Source organism: bacterium, from assembly GCA_035295165.1.
Lineage (GTDB): Bacteria > Sysuimicrobiota > Sysuimicrobiia > Sysuimicrobiales > Segetimicrobiaceae > JAJPIA01.
In genome coordinates this window covers 1-13514 of the sequence record DATGJN010000112.1, presented here as the reverse complement: position 1 = coordinate 13514, position 13514 = coordinate 1, and the positions used below count along the sequence as shown (strand labels likewise).

The 13514-nt window shown below is 61.7% G+C and carries 5 protein-coding genes; 1 reads left to right on the top strand and 4 read right to left on the bottom strand.

The annotated features are described in order from the left end of the window. Window positions 1-873: 873 nt before the first annotated feature. Window positions 874-2274 carry an alkaline phosphatase family protein gene (locus tag VKZ50_19370; GenBank protein ID HLJ61891.1) on the bottom strand — a complete coding sequence of 467 codons (1401 nt, stop codon included), beginning with the start codon at window positions 2272-2274 and terminating at the stop codon, window positions 874-876. 195 nt (window positions 2275-2469) lie between these two features. On the opposite strand from VKZ50_19370, the gene VKZ50_19365 reads away from it, so the two are divergent. Next, a complete protein-coding gene (locus VKZ50_19365) occupies window positions 2470-3114 on the top strand; it encodes an FMN-binding negative transcriptional regulator (protein ID HLJ61890.1) in 645 nt (214 codons plus the stop codon). A 180-nt stretch (window positions 3115-3294) separates the two neighbouring features. Here VKZ50_19365 and VKZ50_19360 read toward each other — a convergent pair whose 3' ends face one another. The 3 genes from VKZ50_19360 to VKZ50_19350 all read right to left on the bottom strand — a co-directional run. Next, entirely contained in the window at window positions 3295-7614 is a 4320-nt protein-coding gene (locus VKZ50_19360; protein ID HLJ61889.1) for a TaqI-like C-terminal specificity domain-containing protein, read from the bottom strand. A gap of 111 nt (window positions 7615-7725) precedes the next feature. After that, window positions 7726-11064, bottom strand: a complete 3339-nt coding sequence (locus tag VKZ50_19355; GenBank protein ID HLJ61888.1) for a TM0106 family RecB-like putative nuclease — start codon at window positions 11062-11064, stop codon at window positions 7726-7728. A gap of 1575 nt (window positions 11065-12639) precedes the next feature. Continuing rightward, on the bottom strand, window positions 12640-13514 hold an 875-nt coding region (locus tag VKZ50_19350), incomplete at its 5' end, for an IS3 family transposase (GenBank protein ID HLJ61887.1).

Here is a 13514-nt window from a genome sequence, read left to right as displayed (position 1 = left end):
TCGCGATCGCCGTCGGTGTGTTGTTTGCGATCCTGCCTCAGGACTGGATCGAAGAGCGATTCGGAATCGACCCTGATGCAGGGAATGGTTCCATTGAGCGCCTGCTTGTTGGCGTACCGCTCGCCCTAGGTGCGGCGCTTGCTGTCAGCGCGATCGTAAGTTTTCTGCGGAGACAGTCTCAGCGCTCGTCTGCGAGCTAACGAATCGCTCGACGAGTAGTTGTAAGTGATGAGAGCCCGCCTTCGTTATGAGAGCGGGCTCTCTGTTTCTCTTGCACACCGCCACCAAGCAGGCCTTGGTGGGCGATGCAGGTATTGAGCCTCCCCACTGCCGCACCAGCCCATTCCAATCGATGACGACGACCTGCTCGGGACCGCGTGGTACGCAAGGGTTTGCGCGTATGCGCTCCCTGGGGAATCGGCTCATCGTCCGATGACGCGCATCCGGCCTGCACTCAATTTGCACCTACCACACGAGGCGACTGTTCGCGCGCTATCGTGTGGAGCTAGATGAGAAGAGTTCGAGCGGAAAGATGTCCCTCAGTTCATTCACTGGACCGCGCTGGTGGTGGGCGCAGTACTAACACAACATGTGCGCTTCCGATACCTCCGTAGGAGAACCGGAGTGCGGCCGACGCGCTAACGCATCCCGCGTCCGAAGCCGCGGAGCGATCTGTACAAGACCGTTGGGTCAATTACGCTGTCTCGTACATACCTGCCCGTCGTAGCAGTCGCGCCAGCTATTGATCGCTGAGTTGTGCACCGCGAATAACCCCACCCTGTCGCCCGATGAAGTATTCTATGTAACGGCTCAGTGAGACAGCCGTTTATCCGGACCCCGAGTTGATCCAAGGCCCGATCTCCACGGCTGTCGCTAGCGTTTGGCAGGGGCGATCAACTGGGTCGGGGGCTTTACCGGAAGAATCAGGGGCGGGCGAGGCGGCTGGGCGAAATCGAAGTCGCGGGCCAGGTCGCCCAACTGCGGCATGTTTTCTCGGACGTCGGGACGAGGGTCGGGACGGCCGTCGGTTCGAGGGGCGAGACGCTGTCCCGCGAGGAAATCATCCTCGACGAATTTGACGTAGGCATCGAAGCTGAGCACCTGCTTGTCGATGAACCCCGGCCTCGCGTAGGGTGAGATGACCAGTCCCGGCACGCGCAGCCCATATCCGTTCTGATCGACCCTCGTAGGCACCACGTGGTCGTAGAATCCGCCCCAGTCGTCCCAGGCCAGGAAGATCGCGCTATCGGCCCAGTTGGGGCTGCGCATGACCGCGTTGACGAGCATCGTGACGTACGTCTGACCGGTCGACACGAGGGCCGGCGGGTGCTCGCTCACGTCGCCGGACGGGGTGACCCACGACACCGCCGGGAGCGTGCCGCTCTTCGCGGCCTTGAGGAAGGTGCCAATCGGTTGGATGTTGTCGCGTTCGTGGTCGGCGTTGACCGTGTCGAACCACGGCAACGGATTCCAGATTCCAGGCGTCTTCGCATCCTGCCGTACAGGCAGGCAATCCACCTTCGCGTCGTCCTCGCAGTCGGGTTCGGTCCCCGCCACGATGTAGTAGCCCCAGCTCACCCCGTTGTTATGGAGGAGGTACGTCAGGTCGGTCCAGGCGTAGATCGGGGGCCGGATCTGGGACGCGGGCCGCCCGGCGCGGAAATCGGGCGGCAGTCCTGGCGCCTGCAGGGCATTGACGCAGCTCGAAGGATTGTGGTTTGGGCAGCGCGCTGACCACTCCGACACCATGAACAGGTGCGCCGGCAGACTCCATGAGGCGTTCGGCTCGAACATGTGATCCTGCAGCACGAACTTGCGCGCGTAGGCCCAGTAGTTGGGGATGTCGGTACCATCATGGTACCCCATCACGTCTGGCGTTGCCGATTCCGAGCACGCCGGATTGAACGGATTCAAGCAGCCCCGCGCGCCGGCTTCCGCTTGGCGTACGAAGCCATCCATCCTGCCGCCGTCGACGTCGGCGACCGCGTTGGCCGCACCGTGTGGCCCGCCGCCGTTCTCATCGTGGTGGTCAGGATAAGGTGCGACGCACTGCCCGGATCGAGGATCAGGAGCACACACGGTCGGCTTGCCATCCTTCACCGGGATGCCGTCGGCGCCTGGGTACGTGCCGAAGTAATGGTCGAATGAGCGATTCTCCTGCATGATGATGATCACGTGCTTGATCACGTGAATGTCTCGTGGCGCGGCGTCACCGTACTGCTGTAGTGGCACGAGGAGTACCAGAACGATCGCGACGGCAAAGACGCGTGTCATGCCCTTTCCTCTCGTGCGTGTGGAGGAGATGTTTCCGGCTCATTATAGCCCATATCGAGAAACCAAGGCCACGATCACCATCTGAACCAAGTCTACGTGCAGGTCGCGAAGACCGGGGACCGCATCCGCGGCGCGGATACGCCGCGGTGACACCAGGCGTTATAATGGCTGCAGAGCGACGTTGGGAGGAACGCGGTGTACGTTCCCACACACTTTAAGGAAGATCGCGTGCCAGTACTTCACGACGCGATCCGGCGGTTTGGCTTCGGCACGCTCGTCACGCACGGCTCAAGCGGTCTGGAAGCCAGTCACATTCCACTGCTGCTTGACGACAGCCAGGCGCCGTGTGGGACGCTGCACGGCCATCTGGCCCGGCCGAACCGCCAGTGGAAAGACATCGGATCCGGCACGCACGCGCTGGCGATCTTCCTCGGGCCGAATACTTATATCTCGCCATCGTGGTATCCGACCAAGCAAGAGACCGGCAAAGTCGTCCCGACTTGGGATTACCTGGCGATCCATGCCTACGGCGAGATCCATACCTTTGACGACCCCGAGCGGTTGCGCGAACACGTGACACGACTCACCAAGGCGCACGAAGGCGGCCGGCCGGCGCCGTGGGCGGTCAGCGACGCACCGTCCGAGTTCATCGACAGCATGCTGCGGGGCATCGTGGGCGTGGTCATTCGCATCACCCGCCTTGAAGGCAAGTGGAAGATGAGCCAGAACCGCCCCGCCCAGGACCAGGCCGCCGTCCTGGAGGGACTCATGGGCGAAGGCGGCCTTGATCAGGCGGCTGTTGCCGACATTATTCGGAGTCGGCTTAAGGAACAAGCGTAACGGACGTCCACCCCGTGCCCGACGTTCGGCCGGGGCAGAGCCCACTCGTATTGGCGCCGGTCGTAGCTCAAGACGGACTCGCGTGCCCAAGCGAATATCCCTTTGGCCTCCGCTTTGTGCGCCGAGTAGCACCTTGGTCCCATTAGGACTGGATCCAGACCCAGAGGGCACCGGTAATCCTCATTGCTGTCCTTCCACATCGGGTGCAACGGTTGTTGCTCCCACAGCACAGATCGCATCGGCAAGGTCTGGTTCGAGGCCGTAAAGTTCCCTCACTCGTGTTTCCAACTCCATTATGCGAACATCTCTCTTTGCCTCTTCTGGTTGGCTCGATAGGAGCCTACCTAGACGTGCCAACGTAGCGTCATTCATTGCAAGCAGCGGGACGAGAAGACGATCCAACTGCGAAACGCGAATGTAGGGGAAAAGCGTGTCATCCATGTTAAACGTCGCCCGTAGGATGCCCCTTGCTAACGCAGAATTTAACAGCGCTGCGGCGGCGTACGGATCTAATTCTCCCTTCGCCCGAGCAATGTAGATGGTGTTAAGGACGTACGCTCCAGTCTCGTCGACTGCAGCGATCAGAGTCTGGGCCACTCGACGCACGAGGAGTTTCGGGACGGCACGATACAGCGTCGGGAGCTTAAACTTCTTCTCATCATGTAGATCGACTCTAATCCAGGCGGTAGGAGGGGCGGCGAAAGCCGTCATGGCCTCGCCAACTATTAAAGGGTGGGTCCCCGGAGCCTTTGTTCTCGATACCGCGAGGTCTCCCTTACCTGCTTCGACGCCCCTAGTCCACTCTACCAGCTCGCTCAATGGAACCAGTTTCTCATGCTTCGCGCCGGCGTAGAGTGCGAAGAAAGCTCGTTCTGGAAGCATGTACGTGAAAATGGCAAAGGGGACCCGACTCATCACGGCAATGGGAACGTCCGTCCTCTTCAGGAAGCTCGGGGGTTGCCGACCATCGACGATGCACAGAGTCCCCCGAGAACGTCTGTCGACTATGCATATGCTCGCCTCCACTCCGGAATCGGCGAAGCACTCCCCACACGGTCCGTAGAGAATACTGCCCGCGGCCATCAGAAGCGCTCTCAACGCTTGATAGCTTTCAGATAGAAAAAATGGCTTGGGGACAATGAGCCCGACGCTTGCATGAATGCTTGCGATGCTTGGCCAGTGTACACTCCCGAGAGCGAGTTCGTAGAAGAGTGCGCCTTGATCCCACTGTCCAATGGCCAGCGCATATCGATGTTCAAGGTAACGTTTGAGAGCGTCCTCCATCCCCCGCTTTACATTAATGTATGGCGGGTTCCCAATCACGGCGTCGAACCCTGCGCCTTTCAAACGTTCGAAGGTCTGCGCCTTCCCAAGGCGCGAACCGTAGAATACTTCGGGGAACTCTAGTTCCCAGTGGAAGAAGCGCCTCTCGTGCGAGATCCTCTCGGTGGTTCTCAATATCAGTTGATACTGCTCAGTGTCGAACATATACGCAGCGCGACCGCTCGCCCAATTGAAGAGGTCACCACTCTTCAGAATCTCGTCGAGAACGGCCGACCCATTTTCCTTGCGCTTGCTCGCAAAAACACCGCCATCAAACCAGCGTGCAGTGTGGATGTCAAGTATCCTCTTGAATGGCGTAAGGAGATTCGACGCTCGTCGATATTCAGTGCGGGAAGTATCAACCTGAGTGGCAGTCGCGTCCGGCAGTCCACCAACTAGGATCATTCCCTGAATCGCCTGCTGCAGCCCCTGCCAGTCGCTTGACTCGGACAGCTGCAACTGGCCTTCGCGCGCACGAATCTCGTCGACCTCCGCGACAGTCACGCCGATCAGAGCATTACCGCAGCGGAGGTGGTGATCGAGAAACGACAATGGGGCGCCTAGAGTGAAACAGTCCAGCCACAACGAGACTTTGGCCAGTTCAACAGCCATCGGGTTGAGGTCTACGCCGTAGATGCAGCGCTTAAGAACGTGACGCTTGAGAAGGTTTACTTCGGTCAGCCGCCGCTCGTCGATTGTAATGCCTCGTTCTGCCATCTCTTTCAGGATGGTCTGGCGAGTGCGGTGGAGTTCCGTGAAGACGGGATTCCAGGGGAAGGCGTTCAGGAAGTCCAGAATCTTGTCCGTGATGAAATCCACGGCCTCCACCAGAAAATGCCCTGATCCCATGGCTGGATCGAGCACCTTCAGGTCAAACATCTCGGCGACCAACTCCTGTCCGATGAGGTCGGCCTTCTCCGATGGCTCTGGTCGGACATGCGCTTTGCGAGAGCCATCTTGCCGTTTGAAAAACTCTTGTCGCCGACGTTGGGCGTCCCGCAGCTTCGATCGCAACGCCTCAAACTTCTCACGGAGCACAGGGCCAACAGTGTGCTGAACGATGTAGTTCACGATGTAATCGGGAGTGTAATACGACCCAGTAGCTTTGCGCTCGCGGCGATCGTTCTCGAGATAGGCTTGACCCTTGTTGATCACCCGGCCATGGTGTTCGGCTCGCTCTCCCTGCGACTTCGATAGGCCCGCCAAGGAAACATAGACCTCACGGCCCTTCTCCTTGACAATGGCCAGTGTGCGGTCGGCGATTCGCACCCTGAATTCCAACAATCCTTCGTAAATCGAACCCAGGTGCCGTACGCCTAGTGACTTGTAGTCAATGGCCACCAGGTCATGACGCTTCGGGTCTTCGTCGCGGGCTAGCAGGTCGAGTGCGCGGGCTAAGTGGTAGTTGGGAACCTTGTGTGAGCGAAGGAAGCGGGCGTTCGCGCCTTCAGGGGAGTCGTCCTTGGCATCCGGTAGGGAGATGAACAGCCCACCATCGTAGGTCGGTACATTGAGATCGGGGTCACCTTGGTCGATGACCTCAAAGAGCCGTCCGAGTCGATCATAGAGCTCGTAGTCGGTTTGGCTGAAGCGTTTCCGTAGCCGGCCGTCGGCCTCATCCGCGATCGGCCCCACGGCGTCGGCGATCTCGCGCTTGAGCCTCGCGAGGCTGGCCGCCCAGTAGCCTCGCACCTCCCTAACGGGCAACAGGTCTCTAGCTTCTGCGTATAGGAGGAAAAGCAGACGATACAAAAGGGTCAGGGTGCCCTGATAGATTTCATCTAAGCGCTTTTGTGAGATTGCGGTGTGCCGACCGTCGCGCTGGTGGATGGACGTAATGAAGCCCTCAACGAGGTGCGGAAATGTCTGGGTGAACACCCGCTCCTTTAGCCGCTCACCCAGCTCCTTTGCGTAGTCTTCACTCTCGGCCAGCACCAAATCTAGGAAGGAGAGCGTTTGTGTTGCACCCCCGCGTGCAACCGGCGCAGGCTCAAAGGCTTGTTGGCGGAAGAAGAGCCAGAAGTACCGGAACGCCTCGGCAGAATCGCTCCCGTTCGCAATCGATGCCGTCACCGCTTCTTCTAAATCCACTTCGTAGTAGTTGGTGGCGCGGGAGTGAGCCTTGGCAGAGTAGAGCCGCCACTGCTTGCCATTGGTGACGATAACCCATGGGACTTTGCCGTTTTCCAACAAGCTCACGACGATGGCGCCAGGATTCTCCTCAGGCGATTCTCGATCGTGATGCTCGTCCTTGCCGTCGAGTGATCGGCCCCAGGAATAGGCAAGGCAGGCTGCCATTGTTGTGTCCAGTCCAGCATGGGTAGACAGGAGGTAGTCAGGTTCAACCCCCTCACCACCTGCCCTCTCGCCTGCGCGAAATCGGAAGCCCAAGATTTCAAGGGTTGGCTCGACGATTAGGCGACGCAGTGGTTCTTCTGGCTGCCCAGAAACATCGCTTGCCGACCGGAAGACCTCGCGCAGTCGCAGGAACGCTGGCTTCGGATCCTCCACCCAGGCGGGGTTCTCACGGAGACGCTCTAACAGGTAGTAGTCGGAGAAGAGGCCACGGTTGTTGAAGAAGTCTTCGGACCAATCGGCGACGTCGTAAGCAGCACGTAGACGTTCGTATTGGCCGTATCCGTCCGAACCAGCAAAGACGAACCTCCGCAGCGCCCGCAGACTTGCCCGGGACGGATTCCTGCGCTCGACCGTCAATACTCTGGGCCGGATGCCGGCATGAGGCGTGCCGATGCCTAGGGCATCGTGCGACATAGATGACAGGTAGCGCTCCAGCAGGACGAAGTCGATTTGCTCGTAGTCACTGGTTAAGACCAAGAGGTAGTTGCCAGCACGGTTGCGGAATGTTCGGGCGAGGGCGCGAGTGAGGGAAAGCGTAACGCTGGAGACTTCGAAAAGGTAGACCTGAAGTCCCTCATTGTCCGCGATCAGCTCGACCCGCCTCAGTGAGCGAACCGTGCCCTCAGCGGTGATGCCAAGGTTGGCCGGAGGTTGCGGCGTCCGCGCGTTGGTCTGATACCCAAGGCGGGCGAAGAAGGCCGCGACTGCGTCGGCCGTGCCAAGCTGCTGGAGGTCACGCGGGGACACCGTCAGGTCGCCGATCAAAGTGGCAACTCCTAGATTCGGTTCGCCGAGTCGTTCTTGTACGTCAGCATTCATCAATTCTCAACGTGCTCGGTCTCGCCCTCCCAGACCCCAAAATACTGGGGGCATCAATCAACAGCCGGTCACCACCCCCCGCTTCGCTGCCGCTTACGCTACTCGGCGGCCTCAACATTGTTGCTGCTCCGCAATTTCGACAAATCGGCACAGCGCGTTGATCAGGCGCATTTGATCAATGGTTCTCGCCCGTGACTCGAGCAGGCGCGGGCTAGCGACAACGAACGCCAAACACATGGCCCGTGAGACGGCAACGTTGAGGCGGTTTCGCGAGAAGAGAAACTCGAGGGTGCGCGGGATGTCCTCGCCGCTTGACGTAGCCATCGAGAAAAAGACGACCGGCGCTTCGCGGCCCTGAAACTTATCGACGGTGCCGGCTGGCACGCCGCGGAGGCCAGCCGCATCGAGGGCTCCACGGAGACGGCGGACCTGCGCATTGTACGGGGCCACGACCATGAAGTGGCTCGGGCCGAGCAGCTGCGTCACGCCGTCCTTGCTTGTCCATGGCGCGCCGAGCATGGCCCGGATCCGGGTGGCCACGGCGACGGCTTCTTCGGGTGATGCGGACGCATTCCCCGTGTGGTCGACGGGAAGGAATCGCAGACCGGTGCCGAAGGCGGTACCCTGGCGAGCAACCTCAGGGACGCCCGTGAGCCGGTTGTCGTAAACGACCTCCGAAATGAAGTGGCAGACGTCCGGGTGCATCCGCCGGGTGTGCTCGAGGAAGACGCCCATATGAGGCGGGATGGTGGCGTCTTCGCCGAGGAGATGCTCCAGGACTGAGGCGCTGGTGCCAGGAGGGTGCGTCCCTTGCGAGACCTGTGCGAGCTGGAGAGGATCGCCAAGAAGGATGACGTTCTGTGCCGCCGTGCCCATAGCGAGGGCGTCGGCGAGCGCGACCTGGCCGGCTTCGTCGATCACGAGCGTGTCGATCACCGGGTGTTGCGCGCCGTCGAGATCCTCGTGGGCGAATAGCCACGCGGTGCCAGCGAAAAGCTGCACGTCGGAAGGGGCCTCGGCGAAAGTGGCGACGTCCGTCGTGCTGGCGATGGACCGGCTGTTGTAAACGGACTCGTCGTTGGTCGCCGACGCTTTCTTGAGGCCGCGGAACCGGACGCACTCGATGCGCGCGGCTCGCTCGATCTCATCGAGCAGGTTGTGGATCGCTTTGTGGCTGGTTGCCGCAACGCCGACACGGCGTCCCCTAGCCATAAGGTCCACAGCGATGCGCGCGCCAGTCCACGTCTTGCCCGTGCCGGGCGGGCCCTGAATGAAAAGATAGCTCCGGTCCAAGGACGCCGCGAGGCCCCGGAGATCGGAGAGACCCGTCGTTTGGATGGTCGGGCGCGGCCGACCCGTCGTGCGGGGCGGGGTACGCGCCAGGATATCGCGGAGCGCGGGATAGCCTCCGTCAGCGGCGAGGATGGATCGGGCGAGGCGGGCCAGCGCGTCCTGCTGCGCCCATGTCTGGATCGGTCCGCCAGGGATGAGCGCGCGCGGAAGCGCGACATCGGCGAGGCTGGGCCCGCGGCGCACGGTGAGTATGCCGGTGGCGTCATCGAGCTCGTCAATTGTCCCCGCGGACTCCTTCGTCGTCGGATCCACAGGCGAGTCGCCCGGCGCAAGTTTATGTTGCTGTTCGGGAAACCGCAGCGGGTGCGCGAAGGAGCGCTTGACCATCACTGGAGCGCCTGCCGGTTCGAGACCACCGATGGCCTCGGCATCCTCGACTAACTGCTCGGTTGTCATCTGATCGCGCCGCTCGAAAAACCACCACCAGGCGGGACGAGCTTCGCGACGGTGATACTCGAGCAGTTCGCCGGCGAGCCAGCGCGACGCGCCGGGTTCTTGCCCGTCGGTCAATGCACGGCGGAGGACATCTCGCTCGCCGCCCGGGGCGTCTTCGGGAACCTCCTCACCGACGGGGTCGGCCCACGACACGCCGTCCGGACGGTGGACAGTGAGCCAGTCCCGGAGGGCGAGGGTCGCGCGGCAGTCCTCGTCGTTGTAGGCTGCGATTGTTTCAAGGAGCGTCGGGTCGCGCGTGTCCATCCAGTGTTCATAGGCGAGCACCGCCGGCGTACCGCTCCGCAGGTCGGCGTGGCGGATAAACGCCGGAAGGGCTTCGACCTCCTTAAGCGAGTACGATGGCACACCCGCGCGGAGTCCCTGCCGGACCACAGTGAGGAGGTCGACAAAAACCTTGCGCCGGAGCAGCCGGTCCACCTCGTCCTCGCGTGTGGCATAGAGGCCCATGAGCTGGGAGACGGTGACCCGCTCGTGGGCCCCGTAGTGGTAAACGTGCATGTCCGGGTGAGCGGCGAGGCGGTCGTGGACGAGATCGACAAACGTTTCGAACAGCCGGCGCTCCCCTACCCGATCGTGCGCCCACAGGCTCTGGTACCGCCAGTCGCCGTCGTCTCGGGTGAGGAAGCCGAAAAGAAAGTGCAAGCCGCGCGCGGCTTCCCAGAACGGATCTCCTTCGATATCGAAGATGATATCGCCGGGCGACGGCCGCGGCAGCAGTTCGAATCCACACCCCGGTTCGGCGGTAAGATGATGCCAGCCGAGGCGGCCGGTCGTGCGCCGCTCGAGCTGCAGCGCGGCCTGATCGCGGAGGTTTTCGAAAATACGGGGCGCCAGGCGTTCGACCACGGTGCCGGCGGCCGATTGGGCGAGCGCCGTGAGCGCGTCGACGCCGGCCTCCCGGAGTCGAGAGACTTGATCACGCCGGATGTTGGCGGTGAGGACCAGGTGGTCTTCGTCCCTCCACCGCCCGGCGCACACCTCGCGAAACTGGCAGAGCGCGCAGTGTTCGATGGGATACGGCTCCGTGGCGGGGGGCTGCGCAATGGCAGCCTCGAAACGAGTGCGGACGCGGCGATAGTACGCTTGAAAGTCCGCGTAACGCAGCGCACGCTCTTCGCCGATGCCCAACAAGACGTGCATCTGCTCCGGCGGTGTCCCTTGAATCGCGTGAATGCTCTGTGAGTAATAGCAGAGTTGCAGGACGTACGTGGGCTTTTCCGCGCGCGCCAATTTGGCGTCCAGGGGCTCGTAGCCCCACGGGCCGAGCGCCGTCTTGCGGTCCACGCGGCGAAGGAAGTCCGCACGGCCTCGCCAGCACCCGCCAACGAACGTGGCCTGGGAAATGATCTCAGCGCCGGCGCGCATGGCCTCGACCGTGTCACGGGCCGCGTGCGCGAAGTCCCAGGTTTCTCCGACCGTGATCTCGACGACCTGCCGGCCCTCCGCGCGCAGACGGGTGAGGTAGGCTCTCTCGTGTTCTGCACCCTTGCGTCTGAGCAGGTCGGCCTGCACATCCGGAAGGTGTGGGCGCGGGCGTTGACCGCGAGCGACCTCTAGTGCGAGGGTCGTGAGATGGGCACACTCAACATAGTCATTGAGGTCGGTGGGCGAGAACAGGAGGCGCCCGTTAGCGCATTGCATTAACAACTCGTGAGCGACACGCGGTCAGTACGGGTCACCGGGCACGGCATTGGGAGGCTGGGTGGCGGGACATTGACTGTGCACGATAACGTCAGCCCCCGTTGGTAAGGACTTCGACGGTCCAGCTAAGCAGATCACTTCTTGACTCTGCCGTGGCTCCCCTATCTTAGGGCGTCGCGAGACTCCGCAGGTCCTCCAGGAACGTCCAGATTGTGCCCAGAACCGGGCTCTCTCAGCCTCGACCCAATACGAGCGGGAAAGCACGGCCCGCCATGGAATCCGCCGCAGCTCTTATGCTAAACGGAGTGGCCCAAGTGGCCCGGTACGGCCAGCACCTTTACATTGGCACTGGGCCGACAACGACCACGTTGGCGAACGCTCGCTTCGGCTGGGCCACATGGGCCATCGGCCGCGCTGCTCGGCGCCCCATCACGGCCGCACCGTCGGAAATTCTGGCCGGCGTAGTGCCACGGTTCTCGGAAATGAACCTCTGTTCGGTGACGCAATTTTCCGGCATTGGGGTCCGTGCGCGGACCAATTGATCATTCGAGGCGGAGGGACCCCATCTCCGCGCATACGTTCCCGCCATATCGTTCTCCCTATCGTCATTGCCTGTGCCGCAATTCTAAGCGATTCGTGTGGGTCAATGCGACGTCGCCGTTTCTCCAAAATCGGCGCTATTTCAGGAAGGATAGGGGGTGTACCAGTGTGTCTTACGGGGCCGAAACTCGCGCGGGCATACGGTTGCTTCGATTTGCTAGGTCATGCTTGCGATTTTAATAACCACGGGGCAAGTCAGCCCGGCTACAAGCGCCGTGCTCTGATCCTCGTACATGGCCGCCTTGCCTAAGCACGTGAGCGCACCCCGCCACTCCCCGGCGGCGAGCGACTCTTTCAATCCGCAGAAGTATTACATTTCGATAAAGAGTCCAAAGAACGTGGCATTTCTCAAGGTGAGGCGAAAGAGGGTACGCTTCGTTGCGATGCTGCCTGAGGCACGCGTCCGCGGAATAGGCAAGGCTCACACCGTCGCATCGCTCTCGCAGGGAGTCCAAGACTTCTACAACGGGCCATGTGCCGCTGGGGACATATCAGATACCAGCAATTTCAAGGAGATTGAAGAACTCATTCGCGAGTTGCTCACGCACGAGCCGGACAATGGCCACCCAATTGCGGGTCGGTGAGCGATTCACTCGTGCGCGGGCCGGCGCTGGCATCAGTCCCATAGCAAGACGAGGTCTCCCGAGTCCATCTTGGCGCCGCACTTGGGGCAGGGATGCGCGTCGGCCCAAGGTGTGATTTCCGTGCTGTGGCACATGGGGCACCTCGGCGTCTCCGGTCGAGGGCGTTGCATCGCCGGCGGGGCATCGCGGTCCACGCCCACCACGACGTCGAAGATTTCCTGGCATCTCGCACACGCCATCGTGTCGGTGAAGACGAAGAAGCCGCGGTCTGGGCGGCCCGAAACCTGAGCCTTATATCCACAGTTGACGCAGGTGAACTGAAACAATCCGCCCATGGTGGCCTCCTTGCCTAAAGCCCGATCCCCGGCAGGATGCTAGATGTTCTTGGTGCTTACTGACGATTCACCCCTAGCGAGACCGGTGAGGCAAAGTAAACCTCAATTGGCGAGTGGTCGCTAAGCCCCGACTCCCGAAACGAATGGAGGTATTGGTGACCTGCCCCCATCAGGAGGTCCAGCCAGAGTGAGAGTACCACCTGAGGCATTGGGACTTCATCCTGCGGGCCGCCGGCCGCTCGAGCGTACTCCTCCGGCGACATGTTCCCCAGGGCACTGTGGGGTCGGACATGGTTGTAGATCGTTCGCCATTCCTCCAGCGTCCGTCGGGCATCCCCGAGGGTCAGAAACCAATGGCCGTTCAAGCACTCATCTCGTAGCTTGCCGTTGAAGCTCTCGATGTAGCCGTTCTGTATCGGCTTTCCAGGCGCAATGAAGTGCAGACGCACCCCCTTTCGATAGGCCCACTGATCCACCGCACGGCCTACAGACTCGGGGCCATTATCGCTGACGATAACGGCCGGACGGCCGCGCTGGGCCACCAGCCGGTCGAGCACTTGCACGACCCGACTGCCTGGTATCGAGGTGTCCGCCTCCAGCGCCAAGCACTCGCGCGTCCGATCATCGACGATCGTCAGCACCCGAAAACTGCGCCCGGCGCCCAGGGCATCCGTCAGGAAGTCCATGGACCATCGCTCGTTCGCGCGCGTCGGACGCACGAGGGGCGCCCGTAGGCTGGCGGCGCGTTTCCGGCGCCGCCGGCGGACCGTCAGGCCTTCCTCTCGGTACAGCCGGTACACGCGCTTGTGGTTAATCATCAGGCCCTCCCGGCGAAGCAACACATGGAGTCGCCGGTACCCGAACCGCGGCCACTGCCCCGCGAGCCCCTGGAGCCGACGCCGAGTCGGCGCATCATCGGCTCGCTGGCGCT